Source organism: Deltaproteobacteria bacterium (assembly GCA_016874735.1).
GTDB lineage: Bacteria > Bdellovibrionota_B > Oligoflexia > Oligoflexales > CAIYRB01 > CAIYRB01.
On record VGTI01000034.1, the window covers coordinates 17670 to 39132 of the forward strand.

Below are 21463 nucleotides of genomic sequence, written 5' to 3' on the forward strand. Positions count from 1 at the left end.
TATGCGGAAAGCTGTTCGCATCGCTAGCCTGCTACTTGTGGCAATGTTCCTCGGGACCATTGCCCAGGCACAGTCATCATTTGACTTCGTGCTCACGGGGCGGCTAACTGAGGCGAACGGCAAACCAGTGGTCGGACCCGTGGCTTTGGAAATCGCCTTTTTCCACGACAATCCAGGTACGACCCCGGTCCTCACGGTGTCTCAGGGATTCGAAAACGTTGCCCTTCAAGAGGGCATCTTCCAAGTGCGCGTGGCCTTGAGCGGTGCCGACTATGCCCAAGTGTTCCCCGACACATCCCAACCTGTTTGGTTCCAAGTCAGTGACCTGACCCACGGTGGTGCACCCTATCCGCAGCAGCAAGTAGTGACCGTGCCTTATGCCGCTCGTGTCCCCGTGGATGGCCGCACGGTGGCCTTCGGGGACGACGGTAAACTTGTCGTTGGCCCGACGACCAAGCCCACGGCCAACCAGTTTTTAACCAAAGACGCCAGTGGCAAGATGATATGGAGCACCCCGAGTCCGAACTCCACCGCGATCCAAGGGACCAACGTCAGCAACGTTGCGCCCAATCCAGGCCAAGTGTTGAGTTTTGACGGGACGATGTGGATCCCGGCTTCGACTACGGTCACTGCGATTCCGCCGTTATCGGTGACGATGAACGGAACGACCCCAGTGGTCGGTCAGACCCAAGCTACGAGTATCAGCGATGGCTACATTAGCTCCATCGATTGGCTGACCTTCAATTCCAAACAGGCTGCCATAAACTCAAACACAACGATCAACACCGGCAGCATGACGACGGCTAAACAAAACGCCATTGAGATTAAAGCCTTCGGGGCTAACTTAGGGCAGACGGGCGAGCTGCGTTTCAATAGCCTTTCTGCCGGCAACTACGTAGGATTCAAAGCTCCCGATTATGCCATCGGCCCGCGTATTTGGACCTTGCCCGACTCAGATGGATCAACTGGCCAGCTCTTGCAAACCGATGGCGGCGGTAAGCTCGGGTGGGCATCGCTACCTGTCGTCCCAGTGCAGTCTGTGGCAGGCAAGACGGGTATCGTGACACTCAACACTAGCGACGTTTCAGAAGGTGCCAACCTCTACTACACAGAATCCCGCGGTCAATCAACGGCGCGGTCGTCCATCTCAGCTTACGCACCTCTAGTGTACTCGGCATCCACAGGGACGATGTCACTCTCACAAGCATCGGGCGTATCGTCGGGGTATCTCTCAGTCCTCGACTGGCTAAGCTTCAACAGCAAAGTCGGTGCCGTACTGGCAGGTCCCGGTGTACTCGTGAGCACAGTTGGTAATAATGCGACCATCTCTCTACCTAATACAGGCACTCCAGGTGTTTATACGAAGGTGACCACTGATCTGCAAGGCCGCGTCACGAACGGCACGACTCTCATACCTGGCGACATACCAAGCCTATCGGGCGCCATCATCTCGAGCGGCACAGTCGCGCGCGCCTTCGGTGGTACGGGTGTAAATTCGACGGCAACGTTCCCGACGGAAGGTGTGGTGGTGACGCGGGATGCTGTTGAGACTCTTAGCGAGAAAACATTGGTCAAGTCTGTTGTCTCTAGTGGCACCGTATCAGGCGCATCGCTGATCACGGGATCGACGCGTATTGACACGACAGGCCAGTCAGTGACGGGTTCAGCAACCGTCAATGGCAGTATCACTGTGAATAGTGTTGGTAACGCGACGCAAGTGATTTCACTGAAGGATAGTACGAATACCAATTCCTTGAACTTTAAGGCCCCAGCTACCATTGCCACGACAATGACGTGGACACTACCTGATACCGAGGGTGGGTACGGACAGTTGTTAGGCACTAACGGTAGCGGCACGTTGGGTTGGTATTCAGGTGCGCGTCCTTCAGGTGAGGCTGCGGGAGATTTGACGGGTAACTACCCAGCTCCTGTCCTCGCACCAAGCGGCGTCAATCCTGGCGTTTACGCCAAGGTGACAGTTGACGCTAAGGGCCGCGTGGTGTCGGGTGGTACACTTGACACTGCGGACATTCCTGGTATCCCGACATCGCTCATCCAAACCGGCATGTTAGGTGTGGTCAATGGCGGTACTGGAGTTTCCAGCTTCAATACCAACGGCATCGTCTTTGGTGGTTCCGGTGGCACGCTGACATCGACAACAGCGGGTGCTGCCTACCAGAGTCTGGTGGCACAGCCTGGTGGTGGCGCTCCCATGTTCACCGCGGTGAACCTAGGTCAGCCTGCGGCTGTCACCGGAATCTTGCCGCGTGCGCTCGGTGGTACCGGTATAAATTCCACGGCAACATTTCCGTCCTCAGGCACAGTAGTCACTGAGGACGGTGTGCAAACTCTCAGTGCCAAAACAATATCGGGTTCGGTTTTTAACAATGGAACAATCGGCGGAACGTCGACGCTTAACATTTCCGGAAATATCTCTACGACTGGTACACTCGCCTCGGGTGCACAGACTGTTGATGGCGACATCGTCATTCAAGGTAACGGCAGCGCTGCAAGGCGTCTCGTGCTGAACGACCAAACCAACGCTGCATCGCTGTCCTTCGTGGCGCCAAATAATCTTAACGCCTCAGTGGACTGGACCTTGCCGGGTCAGGATGGTTTAGCGGGGCAGCTCCTACAAACCAACGGGTCGGGGACACTGAGTTGGATTTCTGGTGCAGCGCCGACGGGAGTTGCCTCGGGTGATCTATCGGGTAACTATCCCAATCCGATTCTAGCTAACACCACGGTCGTAGCTGGGACTTACGCGCGCGTCGTTGTCGATCCCAAAGGCCGTATCATTCACGGGACCACTCTGATCGATGCCAACCTCCCTCCTCACTCAGCCGATCTCATCACGAGCGGCCTCCTGCCAGTATCGCGCGGCGGCACGGGTGTGGGTTCCTTGGTGAACAACGGCGTACTTCTGGGTAACGGTACGGGTAATGTGGTCCCCACGGCCGCTGGTGCTGCCTACCAAGTACTCGCCGTGCCTAGTAGTGGCGGAACCCCATACTTCACCGCCGTCAATCTTTCATCCCCAGCTGCCGTCACCGGCGTGTTGCCGCAGTCACTCGGTGGCATAGGCGTAGTATCGACGGCGACTTTTCCAGCAAGCGGTACTGTGGTGACGGAAGCAGCAGCTGCCACGCTGACCAATAAAACGTTGGCAAGTGCCATTTTGACGACGCCAACGATTGATGGAGCATCGATCACCGGTGCAACCACGTTGGATATCGGTGGGACCATAGTATCTTCTAATCACATCGTGAACGGTGATGTGACTATCAGAGGCAGCGGCACCGCAGCCAATCGTTTGCGTTTGCACGATCTTGGTGCGACGCGAGCCATTTCGCTCAAGGCACCGGATGTGCTCTCAGCATCGGTCGAATGGACACTGCCTGAGACGGACGGCACAGCTGGGCAGCTCCTAACCACTAACGGTACTGGTACCCTGCAGTGGGTCTCCGGTACAGTGCCGTCCGGCAACGCTGGTGGCGATCTTTCGGGCCAGTACCCAGCACCAATTCTTCGGAATACGGGCATTGCAGCCTCGCAGTACACCAAGATCACGGTGGATGAGAAAGGTCGTGCCCTAGCCGGCACCACGCTTTCTGTCGGTGACTTACCGAAAATCCCCGCAAGCCAAATAGACAATGGTTTTGTTCCCGTGGAATTTGGTGGTACCGGGGCATCGAACTTTACGACCAACGGTGTGCTGCTCGGCAATGGCACGAGCAATATCTTCTCAACGGGACCGGGCAGCGCCTACCAAAGCTTAGTCATGCCATCGACCGGTGGTGTGCCGACTTTTGGTGCCGTCAATCTGTCGCAGTCAGCTGCTGTAGTCGGCACTCTGCCGACGACGCTCGGTGGTACTGGGGTTAACTCGACTGCTATTTACCCGAGCTCCGGCACCGTCGTGACTCGCGATGCTACCGAGATCCTAAACAATAAAACTCTGGGGCGCACGATTCTTAGCTCCGGCACGGTATCTGGTGCGTCCCTGATTACAGGTACAACGACCATTGACATCACCGGGACGATTGGATCCGGAGCGCAGACGATTAACGGGGACATAACTGTTCTAGGCAACGGCTCTACCGCTAATAAAATACACCTGAGTGACCAAGGATCGGCGCGGCGCGTCAGTTTAAAAGCACCAGACACGCTGTCAAATTCGGTCGAATTTACCTTACCAGGGGCCGACGGAACCAACGGGCAGTTGCTGCAGACTGACGGCGGTGGCGCCCTGAGTTGGGTATCTGGGGCAGCACCCACAGGTATCGCATCTGGCGATCTCACGGGCAATTATCCAAGCCCCATCTTGACCAACACTGGTGTCGTGCAAGGTACGTTTACCAAAGCACGTGTTGATGCGAAGGGGCGGATCACCTATGCGACGACGTTGGATCCAGCCGACGTGCCACCTCTCGATACCTCCAAATTGACGACTGGCGTCCTTGGTGTCACTCGTGGTGGTACCGGAGCATCGAGCTTTACTAGTAATGGCGTGGTGTTTGGTACAGGGTCGGGCGTACTAGCGAGCACGTCCGCCGGGTCACCTTACCAAAGCCTCACGGTACCACTTGGTGGTGGGGCACCGGTATTTGCACCTATCAATTTGGCCCACAGTTCCGCAGTGAGCGGTATCTTACCAACCGCCAATGGTGGTACGGGTGTTCTGTCGACGGCCACCTTCCCTGCCTCTGGTACAGTGGTGACCGAAGCAGGATCGCAAAATTTAACTAACAAAACTTTGACTAGTCCGGTGATCAATTCTGGGTCGCTTGCGGGCAGCACCTTTATCGGCGGCCTGGCGACTGTAAATACGAGCGGCACTTTTACCGTAGGCGAAGTGAACGTCAACGGTGACGTGATTATTCGCGGTAACAATGTGACACCAAAAAGGTTGGTACTGAACGACCTTGGCAACTCCAAGTCCGTTTCGTTGAAATCACCAGACGCCCTGGTCAACTCTGTCGTCTGGACCCTACCGAGTGCCGACGGCAGCAGTGGCCAGCTCCTGACCACCAACGGTGGTGGGACTTTGAGCTGGGTTTCGGGTGCTAATCCCACGGGACCTGCTGGTGGTGATTTGTCGGGAGGTTATCCAAACCCAGTTTTGCCTGAGACGGGTGTGGGGTCTGGCCAGTACACGAAGATCACGGTTGACGCCAAGGGCCGCGCGACAGCCGGTACCACACTAGACGTAGCTGATGTACCGCCGCTACCGATCAGTAAATTGACATCCGGCATTCTGGGCGTGGAATTAGGTGGTACCGGTACGACGTCGCTGACGGCTGATGGCGTACTCCTCGGCAACGGCACTGCCAATATTTATTCGACAGCGGCAGGGGTTGCCGCTCAGGTGCTGCGCATCCCGAGCGCTGGTGGAGTGCCGTCGTTTGGTGCAGTTGACTTGGCAGAGCCCAATGCAGTCTCCGGGATTCTCCCAACAACGCGCGGTGGTATCGGTGTTTCGTCTGTTGCCACCTTCCCCACGGCTGGTGTGGTAGCAACCGTCGCTGGAGCGGAAACATTTAGCAACAAGACGCTGGCGACACCCCTTATCAGTGGTGGCACCATCACTGATGCAGCCCTAATTACTGGTGGTAGTTCGATTGATACGGTTGGGACGATCAATGCCGGCGAGACGGCCATCAATGGTAACCTCACAGTACGTGGTAGCGGCGTAGCTGCAAACAAAATTGTATTTAACGACAAAGGTAGCACTAACTCAGTGTTCTTACGTGCTGCAGACACCGTATCTGGTAGCGCGGTAGGCTGGACCCTACCAACGACTCAGGGATCCGCTAATCAGCTGCTGGCAACAAGTGCTTCAGGTGAAATGCATTGGGTCTCTGGCGCTGAGCCAATCGGCACAGCTTCGGGCGACCTGAGTGGTAACTATCCGAGCCCAGTGCTAACCAACACGGGCGTCGGTGCCGGCACCTATCAGAAAGTGGTTGTTGACCTGAAGGGTAGGGTACGCGAAGGCACGACTCTCTCGGTGTCAGACATACCGTCACTGCCGGCATCTCAAATAGGAAGCGGTTTAGTTCCCGTCAATCGCGGTGGTACTGGTGCCTCGAGCTTCTCAACCAACGGCGTCGTATTCGGTCTGGCCGGCGGGACTCTGGCGAGCTCGAGCGCGGGAGTCACCTACCAAAGCCTCACCGTTTCGGCTTCAGGTGCACCCGTATTTGCCCCCGTCGACTTGTCACAGGCGGCCGCCGTGACTGGTGTCTTGCCCACGGATCTGGGTGGTATCGGCGTGTCGTCTAATGCCACGTTCCCGGCATCGGGTGTCGTTGTCACGCGGAGTGAAACGGAGACGCTTAGCAACAAAACTCTGGCATCACCGGTTATCACTGCGGCGGCTATTGGCGGCGCTACGACCATCGGTGGTAGTACGAGCATCGACACGGTCGGTACGATAGCTGCTGCTTCAGCCACGACGCGTGGCAACTTGACTGTGCAAGGCAGTGGCAACTACGCCAATAAACTTATTCTCAACGACCGGGGGTCGGTACAATACGTATCGCTGAAAGCACCTGAGATCCTGACTGGTAATGTGGAATTCACACTCCCGACAGCTGACGGTACGAACGGACAGCTTCTACAGACGGGTGGTAACGGTCGGCTTTCTTGGGTTTCCGGTGCCGTACCTACTGGTGGCGCCGGTGGCGATTTGACAGGTAATTATCCCAGTCCAGTGCTCACCACGACTAACGTCGCTGCTGGCACTTATCAAAAAGTTTATGTAGATACCAAAGGGCGGGTGTTTGGCGGCTTTAATTTAAGCCCGTCCGACATCCCAAGTTTACCAGCCTCTAAGATCGGCTCGGAACAGGTGGCGATCGCCAACGGTGGTACCGGCAGCTCCAGTTTCACTGCGAACGGCGTGATCCTTGGTAACGGTGGTGGCAACTTATTTAGCACCGCTGCCGGCACGACGTTCCAAGTGCTCCGGATTCCAAACGGTAGCAGTGTCCCGGCTTTCGGTCCCCTAGACATTTCGCAGACTGCAGCGGTAACGGGTATTTTGCCCACGACCCTGGGTGGTACCGGTCTTTCATCCAACGCGATTTATCCATCTACCGGTACGATTGCCACAGTTGGTGGTTTCGAAACATTCACCAATAAGACGCTCCAAACGCCTATCGTGACCAATGGTACGATCACCGGTAACTCACTCATCAATGGTCTCACAAGTATTCAGACGTCTGGTTCCATAAGTGCCGGTGCCACTTCCGTACTCGGTACTCTCTCTGTCCTCGGAACTGGAGTGAACGGCTCGACCAATCTTTTGGCCTTTAACGACGCAGCCAACAGTAAATACGTTGCCTTTAGAGCTCCGTCTGTCATCGCTAATCACGTGATTTGGACGCTGCCGGGCACGGACGGCGGTCCCGGTCAAATGCTGACGACTAACGGCTCAGGGCAACTAGGCTGGGTGTCGGTTGCGGAAAACATGGGATCAGCAGGCGGTGATCTCAGCGGCTCGTATCCAAATCCACAGCTCATCGAAACCGGCGTCTCTAGCGGTACTTATATGAAAGTAGCCATAGACCGGAAGGGGCGGGTCAACGCTACATTTGCGCTCACGGCGGCCGACATTCCGATCCTACCGTCCTCGCAGATCGGCTCTGGTATTTTCAATGTCACTAACGGCGGTACGGGAGCCAGCAGCTTTAGTGCAAACGGCGTTATCGTCGGTAACGGTTCGAGCAACCTCTTCAGCACCGGTTCGGGGCAGGCGTACCAAAGCTTAGTCGTGCAGACTAACGGTGGCGTGCCTGCCTTCGGTGCCGTTAATCTCTCGCAGTCTGCAGCAGTGACTGGCATACTCCCGAGCGCTCTTGGTGGGACGGGGTTAAATTCGTCGGCGGTATTCCCGAGCAGTGGCACGGTGGTCACTGAAGCGGGTGCTGCGACCCTTTCCAATAAACTCATTAGCGGTGGCACTATCGACGGAGCCACGATACTCGGTACATCTCTTGTCGGTGGTGCAACGAATATCAACACGACGGGTACCCTCAAGACCACAGCCGCAACCTTTGATGGTAATGTCGCAATTACGGGCGACGGCACATTCGCACGGCGTTTGACATTCAACGACAACGGCACTGAGCATGGCATCGTTCTGAAGGCTCCCGACATTCTAACAAACACCACCGTGTTTGTATTGCCTGCGGCGGACGGGGCGAACGGTCAGCTGCTATCAACCAATGGATCCGGCGGCTTAACTTGGGCAAGCTCGGCACCGCCCAGTGGACTGGCCTCAGGTGATTTGGCCGGAAACTATCCGTCACCCAGTTTGACGACTACTGGCGTGAGTACCGGCACTTACACCAAGGTTTCGGTGGATACTAAAGGACGCGTATTCAGCGGCGGTCAACTTACCGTAGCCGATATCCCGAACTTGCCAGCATCGCACATAGCTTCAGGTATGATCCCGGTGGTAAACGGTGGCACGGGCCGCGCCAGTATCACGGCAAATACAGTGATGTTAGGCAATAATTCTGATGTAGTGAATAATACCAATGTCGGCACGGCGTTCCAGAGCCTAACCGTACCAGCAGACGGCGGCACGCCGCAATTTGGCCCGCTTAACATTGGTCAACCAGCAGCGACCACAGGTATTTTGCCGAGTACTGCTGGTGGCACTGGGACTTCATCTGTTGCCACTTATCCGACTAGTGGCGTGATTGTGACGCAGACCGCTACGGAAACTTTAACCAACAAGACTCTTACAGCCCCCCTGATAAATGTTGGGACCATTCAAGGTGCGTCTGTCATCGGTGGCTCAACCGTAATCAACACGCAAGGATCAATCACCGCTGCTGGCATGACATCGAATGGCGACGTGCGTATCAAAGGTAACAGCACGTCAGCGCAGAGACTGATTTTGCAGGACCGCTCGAGCACTTACTCTATTTCTTTGAAAGCCGCGGATGATCAAAGTCGCGACGTTATCTTTACGCTGCCGACGGCCGACGGGACCACGGGTCAGCTCCTACAGACCAATGGACTCGGCTCGTTGTCTTGGGTAACTGGCGCTGCACCAAACGGTAATGCAGGCGGTGACCTCGTCGGTAGTTATCCAAGTCCGACGCTAGCAACTGTCGCTACTGCTGGCACCTTCCCCAAAGTACGCTTCAACGCCAAGGGTTTGGTGCTCGGTGGTTCGAGTCTACAAGTCTCTGATATCCCCATCTTGCCAGTATCGCAGATTGGATCGGGGCAACTCGGTGTAGGCTTTGGCGGTACAGGGGCCTCGAGCTTCACTAACAACGGCGTCATGCTGGGTAACGGCGGCGGCAACCTGCTTACCACAGCGGCCGGTAATGCTTACCAGGTGCTCCAGGTGCCCAGTAACGGCAGTACGCCCTCGTTTGGCCAGCTGAACTTGGGCCAGGCGGCTGCTGTCACCGGCGTCCTTGCGACTGCCAACGGTGGTACCGGGGTGGCATCCGGGGCTGTATTCCCGACTACTGGTACGATCGTGACGCAAACGGCTACGGAGACCCTCAGCAACAAAACGATGATCACCACGCTTATTAGCGCTGGTACCATCAACGGCGCGTCTTTGATCGGTGGGTCCACAAACATCGATACGCAAGGCACGGTGCGTGCGACCGGAGCGACCATTGCTGGTAACGTTGCCATCCAAGGCAACGGTGTAACAGCAAATCGTTTAGTACTGCACGATAAGGGTACATCCTACTCCATCGGATTCCAGGCACCAGACGATCTTAATGCCTCAGTGGCATGGACTCTGCCAGGTAACGATGGTGTAGGTGGGCAACTACTCAGCACCAATGGATCGGGTGTGCTTAGCTGGGTCTCGGGTGCAACTTTGATCGGTGCTGCTGCCGGTGACTTGGTCGGTTCGTTCCCAGGTCCGTACCTAACAACCACGGGTGTTGTGGCTGGTACTTACACCAAACTGGTGGTTGACGCCAAAGGACGCGCCTTGTTTGGCGGAGGTCTGTCGACATCAGACATACCTAACCTGCCAGTCTCACACATTACGTCAGGTGAGCTGCCAGTGACTCGTGGTGGTACTGGCGTGGGTAACCTAACGAGCAACGGTGTCATCCTCGGTAACGGTACCGGCAACCTGGTGTCGACGGCGGCAGGTTCGGCTTACCAAACTCTGGTCATACCGGATTCAGGGACGACGCCAGTGTTCGGGCGTCTGAATTTGGCGCGGCCCGAGGCTGTGACCGGAATCCTCGCGACATCCAACGGTGGTATCGGCATCGCGTCCAATGCGACCTTCCCAGCAACCGGGGTGGTGGTGACCGACGTGAGCATGCAAACCTTAACTAACAAGACACTAAACAGTCCCATAATTACCAGCGGTACCATTGGCGCCTACTCGGTGATCACGGGATCGACGCTGATTAATACGAGCGGAACGCTGACCTCGGGCGCGGCGACCATCAACGGTGATGTCGCTATCCGCGGTACGGGTCTGGCAGCAAATAGACTAGTACTCCACGATAGTGGGACGACAAATTTTGTGGCCCTCAAGGCACCTCCTGTACTCGGAGCATCGACGGCCTGGACACTTCCATCTTCAGATGGTTCTGCCGGGCAGATGATGGTGACTAACGGCTCAGGTCAACTCGGTTGGGTGTCTGGTGCTGCGCCCACAGGTGCTGCAGGCGGCGATCTCACTGGCTCTTATCCTGGCCCGACACTCACTGGTACAGGAATTGCCATAGGTACCTATCAGAAAGTTGCCGTCGACCTCAAAGGCCGCGTCTATATGGGCACCAGTCTGTCGGTAAGCGATATCCCAGCTCTGCCGATGTCACAGATTGCCTCTGGTGTTCTTGATGTGGGTAAGGGGGGTACCGGGGCGACGAGTCTGACTGCTAACGGTGTCGTTTTAGGTAGCGGCACCGGTGCTCTCACGACGACCACCGGAGGCCAGCCATACCAAAGCCTCATGATCGGGCCAAGCGGCGGCGCACCGCTATTCAGCGCAGTTGATTTGGCGCAGCCGCTCGCTATCACTGGCATCTTGCCGCGGGCCAACGGTGGTACAGGACTGGCGTCGAATGCTACCTTCCCGTCCTCTGGTGTGATTGTGACCACTACGGCAGCCGAAACTTTGAGCAACAAGATCCTGAGCAGCCCATTGATCAGCGCGGCGACGATCAATGGCGCATCTGTAATCACGGGATCGACATCGATTAGCACTTCGGGTGCGCTGAGTTCTGGGCCGGTGAATGCATCCGGAAACGTCACGATCCTAGGTAACGGCACCAACGCGAGCCGCCTTGTTCTGCGCGATAAAGGCACTCTAAACTTCATTAGCCTCCGCGCTGCCGACTCGCTAGCGCAGTCGACCAGTTATACCTTGCCAGAAACCGACGGCTCATCGGGTCAACTATTGAAAACCGATGGCACCGGCAATCTGGGGTGGGTCACCGGAGCGGCCCCTACAGGTAATGCCGGTGGTGATTTGACAGGTAATTACCCGACGCCGACGTTGACTACCACTGGCGTCACAGCCGGGACATATCACAAGGTGGCAGTCGATGATAAAGGTCGTGTGTATTCAGGAACAAGTTTAGCCATCAACGACATTCCCCTGCTTCCCGCATCGCACATCGCCTCGGGTTACGTTCCCGTAGCCAACGGCGGTACTGGCACGAGCAGCTTCACCAATAACGGTGTCATCCTCGGCAATGGCATTGGCAACTTATTCTCGACGGCAGCTGGCTCCGTATATCAGAGCCTAGTCATTCCGTCTCCCGGTGCGGCTCCAGCATTCGGCGCGATTAATTTATCGCAGTCGGCAGCCGTTACGGGGCTGCTACCTACGACTTTGGGTGGTACCGGCATTTCATCGAATGCAACGTTCCCGTCCACGGGTACTGTGGTCACGCGTGATGCTACTGAGACCTTGTCCAATAAAACACTACTGACCCCGCAGATCAGCGCAGCCACGATTGATGGGGCGACTACCATTGCTGGTACGACGACCATCAACACGACTGGTACGGCAGCGCTAGGTGCCACGACGGTTACTGGCAACTTGACAGTTGTCGGCAACAACACGTCCGCAAATAAACTAGTCTTAAGAGATAAAGGACCTACCTATTCACTGTCCCTGAAGGCTCCGGATACTCTGAGTACATCTGTAGTGTGGACCCTGCCCAGCGGTGACGGCAGTTCTGGTCAGCTCCTGCAAACGAATGGCTCTGGTAACCTGAGCTGGGTGAGTGGTGCGGCGCCCATTGGCACGGCAACTGGTGATTTGACCGGAGTTTACCCAAATCCAACTTTAACGGTGACGGGCGTCCAAGCAGGCACCTATCCAAAGGTTAGTGTGGACGCTAAGGGTCGAGTACTCGCAGGTATGAACCTCGCCGTCAGTGACATTCCAAGTCTACCAATGTCGGCGATTGGATCCGGTGTTTTGGATGTCGGGAAGGGCGGTACGGGATCCACAACGTTCACGAGCAACGGGATTCTTTACGGTAACGGTTCTGGCACTCTGCTGGCAACCGCTGCTGGCAGCCCCTACCAGACTTTGGTTGTACCCGCCTCGGGTGCTCCTAGTTTTGGTGCTCTCAATCTCGGCCAAACTGCGGCTGTTACTGGCACCCTTGGTGTTGCAAACGGCGGTACGGGAGTATCCACGACGCCGTCCAATGGTCAGGTATTAATCGGCAACGGTACGAACTTTACGCTGACCAGTCTGACGGCTGGCACCGGTGTCAATATCACGAACGGTTCGGGGGCGATCACCATCGCTGCCACTGCTGATGCTGCGACCAAGGTGACAAAGGCTGGCGATACGATGACAGGTGTCCTCAACCTTGCCGCCAACGGACTCGTCGCTGGCACTGATCAGCTAGTCATCAGCAACGGTAACGTAGGTATAGGCACCGCGACGCCAGCCGGTAAATTGCATACCTACCGCGTGACCTCCGAGGCGCTAGGTGAACTAGCGCGATTCACTGCCTTCAGCTCAAGCCAAACCAGTCTGCGTATCCAAGGCGGTAGCTCGGATGTCAATCTGCCTCTGCGTCAAGTGAGTATCGATGCGATGCGCAGCGATACCAACTTTGCGCCTCTCCTTTTGACCCAGTCGAATGCGACCACCACCCTCGAGCGTATGCGGGTCGCAGCTTCGGGTAACGTTGGTATCGGTGCTTCGGCTCCGAATAACAAACTAGATGTGGCTGGTTCACTGGCCATCGGTGCCGTTTACGGCGGTGGTACCTCGGCCTCGGGATTCACGGCTCCGACGAACGGTATGATCGTACAGGGCAATGTCGGCATCGGCACAACCAATCCAGTGGCTGCCTTGGACGTCGCGGGTAATAAGTCGGGGACCCCGACGTTGACGGGTGCTTATATGGGCTTTGCGGGTGCCACCTTTACCGATAGCATCACCGGTGTGAGTGGTACCGCTGGTAACATGGCGTTTAACGCAATCGCCGCACCGACTTTAGCATCGACAGCCGCTGGCGTGCAGACCACCTACGCTTACACCTCTTACGTAGGCGGCGCGCCGAAAAAAGGCTCGAACAACGTCATAGTCAACGCGATTGCATTAGGCGTCGGCGCAACATCCGTGGGCTCGCAGCCCAATACGCTTGGTATACCCACCAATAGCTACGGTCTCTATATCGACGCCCAAACTGGCGCGACCAATAACTATACGGCAGCCTTAATGGGCGGCAACGTAGGTGTGGGCACGACGGCTCCGCGAGCAACACTCGATGTCAGTGGTCACATCGGTGCTTCAAGCTCTTCGACGCCGACTATAAGCTCCTGCGGCGCAAGTCCCGTGATCGTCGGTAACGACACGCGTGGCCGCGTCACCTTCGGCACCAGTGCGCCGACTTCATGTACGGTCAACTTCACGACGCCTTATGAGACTACACCGTACTGCGTGATTTCCGTGTACGGCGCAACGAATATCAACACCGGTAGTCTCAATGCCCGCATCAGTGCAGCGTCTCATCTGAGCTTTACCATCACTTTGGCTACTGGCACGAGCTCGATTGAGTTCAACTACATCTGTCTGCAGTAAACTGGAAGAGTCACTTGGAGTTACTCGACTCCTGTACCCATAACGTCTCCCTCACGGTGCTCGAGGTCGAGGAGCTCGTTGGGGGTCTTCAAATTGAAGCCAAAGCGGCTCAGCTTGGCCGCGTAAACGCCATGCCGCTCACGTAGCTGGCGCAGCGTTTGGCGGTAAGCGGCGGTGACTATTTCCGTCCTAATCCGGTAACGCATAGGCATGCCGGCCATGAGATGGGCGCATTCTTCGTCCGGCTGGAAAACCAGAAAATCCACATCCGGATAGCGCTCCGTCAAGTGGGTGAGGGTCTGATGGAAGCGCGTGTGAACCAGTGCTTTGATGGTCTGCAACACAGCAAAAAAACCACCTCGCTTGTCCACTGATCCGGGAACAATGGTGGCAAGCGGTTTCATGGGGTCGACAATGACGATGAGGCGGCACTGACGCTCGACGAGAAGCTCGAGATTACAGGTCTTGGTGACTTGTCCGTCTATAAACCAGCGTCCGTTTATTTGGTGCGGTGTAAAGAACGGTGGCAGCGCACACGATCCTCGCAGGGCGTCCGAGATTTTGACGTTTTTCCATGCCCCTTTGCCAAAAGTTACGTGTTCAAAGGTATCTTGATCTGTCGCCCCAATGTAAAGCTCAGCGCGTAGTTGTTCAAAAGAGTCATCATTGCCATAAGTCTTCATACTCTCGCGCAGATAGTCTTTGAGCCCATCGCCGCGGAAGAATCCCGTTGGAATAGCACGCATCAAGCGGCGTACCCACTTGAGTGGGTCTAAACCGACTGGACTTAGCGCCGTCCGCATGAGCCTTTTGACGATGTCGGATGCGGCAACGTCAAAAAGCAGACTCCCGTGCAGCGGTGGCAGCGTATCGGACTGGCCGTGCATGGCGCGGATTACTTCGCCCGTCGGCACGTTGCCGGCTAAAAGAGCTGCACACAGGGAGCCACTGCTAATGCCTGTGTAGGCATCAACACTGCGCACTGGGCGCCCGTACGTCGCGCGTTCGAGAGCATGTAGCACGCCGACTTGGTAGAGAAATCCCTCTAGTCCGCCACCGCTCAGAGCCATGCCGACGCGTTTGCTGCGGACCATGGTCTGCGTCAAGATGCGCTTAAGCCACCTGAGGACGTTTGCCGTTTTTTGTGGATTGACGAACACGTCGCGGACTTGCACGCGGCCGAGCTCGAAAGCCCTTTGCGCGTCGTTTTGTTCGTCGCTGATGATGGCTACGACGCGACTCATCGGGAAGATAAAATCTGGTCCCCAAAGCTCGCCAAAGGCAATCATATCGCTTTGAATCTTATGCAAGGCCTCGCGGGCCTCGATACCCCCGCCGCGCTCGTCGTAGATCAAAAGATCGACAGGATTACGCCGTAGGTGCGGCGTGATGGCATCAAGATTGGCTATCAAGTGAACATTGAGTGAGATTTGATCGAGATGCTGACTTTCGAGGTGAAATGCCTCTGAGGTTGCCGAGGGGGTGCTGATCGGCGTGGCATTCATACGCGACAAAGCCAGCTTAGTCAGCCTGATCTGCTCGGGTGATGCAACAAACAGAATGTGGTGCAGCAAGGACGTCTCACTTCATTGCAAAATGTTAGGGCGCTACGTTATGAGATTGGAGAAATTTGTCTAGTTCGCCCAAAAGCGTAGCATCGCTGACGTAGCCGGTGATCGCCGTTTGACGCGGGATCTCACCAGTCGATGGTAGCAGCACGAAGGTAGGCAAACTTTGCAGACTATACTTGTGCTGCAGCGCATCAACTTCCGCCGTGGTTTCGGTGAAATCGAGTTTGAGTAATATCCAATGGGATTTTAATGCCGCGACGACGCGAGGTGCGGCAAGAGTCGTCACGTCCATCTGTTTGCATGCCTCGCACCACTCGGCCCACATATCAATGAAAATTGGTTTACCACTTTGCTGCGCGGCAGCAAAAGCAGACGCCTCATCGTGGTACCACGTGAGTGCTTGCGATGGCTCCTCCACCTGCGACTTAGACGTGGCCCACTGACTCGCCGCAAAGAGTCCGAGGCCCAGAGATAACGTCGGTGCGATCATGAGCGCTTTGGCTTGATGAAGCCGCGATATGCTCAAGATCGCAACGGATAAAAGGAGGCCAAGTCCCAGACTGGCACCGGTGATCGTGGGCCAGGAGTCGTGCAGTGACTTCATCAGGTCGTAAAACGGTACTCGCAAATAATAGAAGCTCAGTCCAAACATCACTCCGGCAAAGAGGAGTTTCACGCCCAGTTGGGTGAGCGGTGGTACGCGCCATTTGCTGACCTTGTTGGCGGCAGCGCCAAGGGCGACGTAGGGCAGCGCAAAACCGAGGCTGTACGTGCCGAGTAACGCCGTCGAAAAGCCGACGCTACTAGCATTTTTAGCGGTGTAAGCAAGTAGCGCCGCTAGGATCGGACCGGTACATGGCGCAGCCACAAGTCCGGCGCCGATACCCATGAGTACAGTATTCCGCGCCGACGGCTTACCGGTACCAAGGCGGTTACCGATTTGCTGGATCACCGACAAATCGCCAAATCCCAGCATGGTGACGGCAAGCACCATCATCACCAAGGCAAAGGCGATATTGAAACCTTTGCTGGCCAGAAGGCTGCCAAATAAGCCTCCACTGAGCGCAGCCACCATCCCGAGCGAGGAGTAACTGAGGATGATGCCAGCAGCATAGTACGAGGCATTGCGATAGTGATGGTGTCCTTGGCGTGCTAGCAGCCTGATGGTGATCGGGACCATGGGGGCGACGCATGGTGTCAGGTTTGAAAGTAGTCCACCGACAAACACCACGAGAAACAGAGCCCAACTCGATGTCTTGCCGCTATTTATCGACGCAGCCAGGCTCGACTGCAGATCCTGATCGGGTGGTGCCGGCGCCAAGGTGTCGGTCGCACTGGTTGCGGTATCAGTGATGAGTTGCGTCGCCGGAGCTGGCGGCGGAGTAGGGGGCGGCGGCGTGTAGGGAAGCTCAACGGTCTGCGTGTAAGGAAAGAGGCAGATGACATGAGTGCAGCCGACGTAGGTCAGGGACACCGGGAACGTCTGACCCGTCCAAGCGGGAGCGCCCCTGAAGCTCAGGGTGAATTCGCCACCCTCGTAGACTGCGGTCTCGACGTGTTCAATGGGGTCGAGGATGGTTTTTGTCGGCGGTGCCGCCAGGTTAGTGAGCTCGTAACCAGCGGGGCCGGCAAATTTAAGATTCTTGACGTAGACCTTCCATCCTTGGCTGGTGGTCATGCGCAGGGAGGCATCGATGGTTCCGTCTGGCGCGGTAACTGCCTGAAACGCCTGCCAGGTGATGACATCCTGCGGGCGAATGTCCTGGGCCTTGCCGTCGTTAGCGGCAGCGAAGTCCGGGGTCGCCGCCCGACTCAGACTGCCCGCGCTTCCCGTGGATAGGAGCAGGCTGAGCAAAAAGAGACGCTTACAACCAATATAAGTATTCAGTTTCATTATTGGTTCCCTATGGTCGCTCGGTGAGCCAGTGATCCTAACGTTATAGCAGACGGGTTGCCGTCTCGGGCAGAGTTTAGTCGGGGTCACAAAAAAAATCACTTTTGCTGCGAGTGAACTTGACCGTCGCGACGAGTTCCACTAGAACGACTACTTCGCGTTCTGGACCAAAGTATAGACTAGGTGGGTTCTTCGCCATGCAAACACGTAAATTCAAACAACATGATCCTAAAACAGAATTTAAGAGCAAGCTGCGCAAAGGCGACGAGGTCGTCGTGTTGGCTGGTAAATCCAAGGGTGAAGTCGCTAAGATCGAGACCTTGGACAAGAAGCGCGGTCGCGTGTTTCTGTCTGGCAAAAATCTGAACAAGCGCCATCAAAAGCCGAGCATGAATAACCAAGACGGCGGTATTGTTGACGTGCCGATGCCGATTCACATCAGCAAGGTTGCCCTGCTTGACGCTAAGACCAAGAAGCCTACCCGCCTTGGCTACAAGGTTGAAGGTGGACTGAAAGTGCGCGTCGCTAAGAAATCGGGCGCAGTAGTCGAGTAATCGACCAGTGTACCGCAAGTTTGAAAAGACCGGTCTTTGACCGGTTTTTTTTCGTTAGCCTGCCTCCCTTTTTTGTCTCAGGGCGCGTGGAACAGGCTGATGATCCGACCGTTCAGGCTATTGAGGAAGGCACCAACGGCTGCCAGCTCCTCCTTGGTCAGTGCCAGTGGCGATAGGTGCGCGTCACGATTGCCAATCGCTGGAACATCTCGCGGATCATTGAGGTACGACAGCACGGCGTCGAGGCTGGCAAAGCGGTTGTCATGCATGTAGCTAGTTTTACTGGCAAGCTGGCGCAAACTCGGTGTCCTGAACGCGCCGAGTGCAGCGGCGTTTCGCGGGTTAAGCGTCAGGGTCTTGGCACAATCAGCAGCGAGAGGCTCTGCGTTGAGTGCGCTTCCAAGGCAGCCCTGCGGATTGGCCGCAGCCTGAAGCACAGCGACCGCCCGTCCGGCATCGAGGCGCGTACCGCGTTGCGAGAGTCCTAAGTTATAAAAATTTTGATCCGCCAAAGTAGCTCCGTTGTGACAGGAGACGCATTTGGCCGGGCCTAGAAATAGCTTTAGGCCCTGAAGCTCCGCGGCGCCAAAGCCAGGGCCAAGGGCCTCATTCACGTTAGTGCTGTGAGTGAGGCGAGCGGCAAACTGGTCAAATGGAGCATCAACCGTAACTGCCCCTATGATGTACGTGCTTAGGGCGTGTCCGAGGTTGATGAATACTTTGTTCACCGCCGCGGCCTCTGCCGCAGACAATTGGCTGAACTGGTGTTGCCATGGCCTGCTGACTTGCATCGGTGATAGCGTTCGGCGCGCCAGTTCTGCAGCGGGAGCAATATGTTCGCGCAGTGACTGTTCAATAATATCGTCGAGGAGGACTGGGCTGCCAATTGACGCGAGGCCAGTGGCCGCGACTGCAACGTCGAGTCGTAGCTGCGGCAACTCCGGACTGCCTGTGCCTACGAGGCGCTCCACTGGCGGTAGCGCTGCAGGTAGGGCACCGAAAATGGCCTGGTACTCCCGAGACCACAGCGATCGCGCTGCAGCGGCGACCACGGCCCTCGAGCTATCAAGTTGCTCGGGTTGCTCGCACGCCGCGAGCACAGCGGCATCGAGGCTATCGCTCGCACCCGCCACGCCGAACCATTCTTGCCAGGCTAGGTTGACTAACGGACTGGCTGGTGTCCTTTCCGATTTGGTTGTACCAATGGCGCCGTGGCAGGACGCGCAGCTCACCTTACCGTCGCGACTTAGCCAGGTGGATTCGTAGATGAGCCGACCTAAATTTGCCTTGAGTCTGGTCTTTTCGTCTCCAACGATGATTCTCTGCGCCAGCGCGTCCGTGGGGGGCAGCGTTAGCGCCGCTACTTGCGCGCGCAGTTGGTCATCCGACAGCGGTACATCGCGCACGCGCGGGATCGTGGGCTGCATGATGACGTAGGCTAGGCCGATCAGAGGCACTAACGCCATGCTTAGCCACACTGGGCTACGCCGACCCTTTTGCGCCGCCTGCACCTTATGCCTGTGGACTGTCCTCTGCAGCACGGGGCCGCCTCCCGATGCACGATGCCGTTAACTTTCCTCAGCTTACCCAGGCTTATGCAAACAGATCCACTTAATTGTTGGTAAATGGGATTGCGACCTTCGGAGAGAGGGACTATAAATTTGGATCTACTGCAATTTGTTGTAACAACCAGAAACCTCAGCAGATGAGATCACTAGATGCAACTCAACCACGACAGCAGTGCGGCAGCGCGAAGCTTGCCTTACAGTGTTGTCGTCGGATTGTTGCTGCTATTAGACGTTGCCGAATGGTGTGCTTACGCCGTGCGGGCGGAGTTGCCAGCAGGTGCCGACTCTTTGGTGCCCGCCCTGCTTGTGGTGACGTTAGCCAAGTTTTTACTGGTGGTAGCTTGGTTGGTAGGTAAAGTCGAACACGTCAGCCTGGCGCAAAAGGTGACCATGGTCACGAGCGCATTGGCTGGCGGTGCGATTATTTGTCCGCTCATGCTGTTTTGAGTTAGTCGGCCGCGCTGCGCGTCGTGGCGGTGAACGGCACAGTCAGGCCCGACTTCAGTCGCAGGGAACCCTGCACCGTTTGGCCCGGCTTCAAGGTGCTTAGGCCGTGCAGCATGACATGAAAACCGCCGGGGCTAAGGCTCAGGGTCTGATGCGCCGGAATGGCGACGTCATGAGCGGCGCGCATCCGTGTCATGCCTTTAGGGTCGGTGAATGTCTCGTGCACGTGGGCGCTGGCGACACCGCTCACAGTGACGGCATCGACAGTTTCAGGGGTGTCGGATTCATTGGCCGCCTCCAGATAGAGTGCCGCCATGTGGCCGCCAGGTGCAGGCAGGCGCACCCAGGCCTTGGCGACCGTCACCGGTGAGTGTGCCGGGGCGGCAGCTAGGAGTGGCAGTAGCAAACAGGGCAGTAATGGGCCGCGTAACTTGGCATAGGCGCGCATGGTCGTTCATCCTCTCCGGTCATACTTTATTCTGGTCATACTTTATTCTGGTCATGTATTTGCGTGATGATGGCACTCAGGGCACCAGGCGCCTGTGGTGGCGACAATGTCTTGATCAATTTGCCACGGGGGTCGACGATAAAAAAGGCACCGCTGTGGACGATAGTGTAGCTGGAGTCGTTGGTTTCGTTGGTGTCGTTGGTACGGGCGGCATCTGACTTGTCGCTTGCCGTGTCTTTGGCACGGCTGCCGTCGTCAGAGCGCTCGACTTCGTAGTAGACACCAAGCTGTTTAGCCAGCTTTTCGAGCATTTCGGGGCTGCCCGTGGCGCCAACGATACGACTGCTGAAGGCTGCGACGTACCTCTTCAGTACCTCGGGGCTGTCACGTCCTGGATCCACCGAGACGAATACCGGCTGAAAGGTGTCGGCGGCTGGGCCTGCTTTGGTGAGTTCCCGGTTGAGGTAGGCAAGTGACATGGGGCACACGTCTGGGCACGAAGCGTAGCCGAAGAACAAGATCATCCAGCGGTCACCGTTGGCGTCCAGGCGAAACTCGACGCCGTCGTCTTTAACGAGCGTGATGCCGCGGACCCTCGCGGTCGCGGAGATGGCACCGACGTCATCCGCCGTGTCGAGTTTCTGCATCATGCGGAAACCGACTGTGATGGCAACTAACACCCCAACTGTGACAAAAACCTGGCGCACCTGGCGCATCCGCATAGCACTACTCTCCTCTCTGCAAAGGCATTGCCGCCGTCGCAGCAGCACAGCGGCTGCCTAGTGCGCGTCTTATCGCGGGCCCCGCATAATGTCTAGCGTCCTACTTAAGTTATTGGACGCTCAGCCCAAAAAAAAACATTCCGAACGCAAGGTCTTTGTTGTTTGTCGTCTCATGTGAGATTATCTTAGGT

8 protein-coding genes are annotated in these 21463 nt (G+C 56.5%); 3 read left to right on the top strand and 5 right to left on the bottom strand.

Features of this window, described 5'->3' with window-relative positions:
- The first annotated feature begins 1 nt into the window (after position 1).
- On the top strand, positions 2-14068 hold the full coding sequence (locus tag FJ146_13265) for a hypothetical protein (GenBank protein ID MBM4252935.1): 14067 nt from the start codon (positions 2-4) through the stop codon (positions 14066-14068).
- A gap of 20 nt (positions 14069-14088) precedes the next feature.
- On the opposite strand, the gene FJ146_13270 is transcribed toward FJ146_13265, so the two are convergent.
- Positions 14089-15642, bottom strand: a complete 1554-nt coding sequence (locus FJ146_13270) for a patatin-like phospholipase family protein (protein MBM4252936.1) — start codon at positions 15640-15642, stop codon at positions 14089-14091.
- Positions 15643-15667: 25 nt separating this feature from the next.
- Entirely contained in the window at positions 15668-17533 is a 1866-nt protein-coding gene (locus FJ146_13275; GenBank protein MBM4252937.1) for a DUF255 domain-containing protein, read from the bottom strand.
- Positions 17534-17730: 197 nt separating this feature from the next.
- Here FJ146_13275 and FJ146_13280 point away from each other — a divergent pair, with 197 nt between their 5' ends.
- Positions 17731-18087, top strand: a complete 357-nt coding sequence (locus FJ146_13280; protein ID MBM4252938.1) for a 50S ribosomal protein L24 — start codon at positions 17731-17733, stop codon at positions 18085-18087.
- Between the two features lie 77 nt (positions 18088-18164).
- On the opposite strand, the gene FJ146_13285 is transcribed toward FJ146_13280, so the two are convergent.
- Positions 18165-19628, bottom strand: coding sequence for a hypothetical protein (locus FJ146_13285; protein MBM4252939.1), 1464 nt, complete (start codon positions 19626-19628; stop codon positions 18165-18167).
- Positions 19629-19805: 177 nt separating this feature from the next.
- Between FJ146_13285 and FJ146_13290 the strand changes: the two genes are divergently transcribed.
- Positions 19806-20102, top strand: a complete 297-nt coding sequence (locus tag FJ146_13290; protein MBM4252940.1) for a hypothetical protein — start codon at positions 19806-19808, stop codon at positions 20100-20102.
- Between the two features lies 1 nt (position 20103).
- On the opposite strand, the gene FJ146_13295 is transcribed toward FJ146_13290, so the two are convergent.
- Both FJ146_13295 and FJ146_13300 read right to left on the bottom strand, forming a co-directional pair.
- Complete coding sequence (locus tag FJ146_13295) at positions 20104-20550, bottom strand: copper chaperone PCu(A)C (GenBank protein MBM4252941.1); 447 nt, start codon at positions 20548-20550, stop codon at positions 20104-20106.
- A gap of 35 nt (positions 20551-20585) precedes the next feature.
- Positions 20586-21272 (bottom strand): SCO family protein, encoded by a 687-nt coding sequence (locus FJ146_13300; GenBank protein MBM4252942.1) that lies wholly within the window; start codon positions 21270-21272, stop codon positions 20586-20588.
- Between the last annotated feature and the right edge of the window lie 191 nt (positions 21273-21463).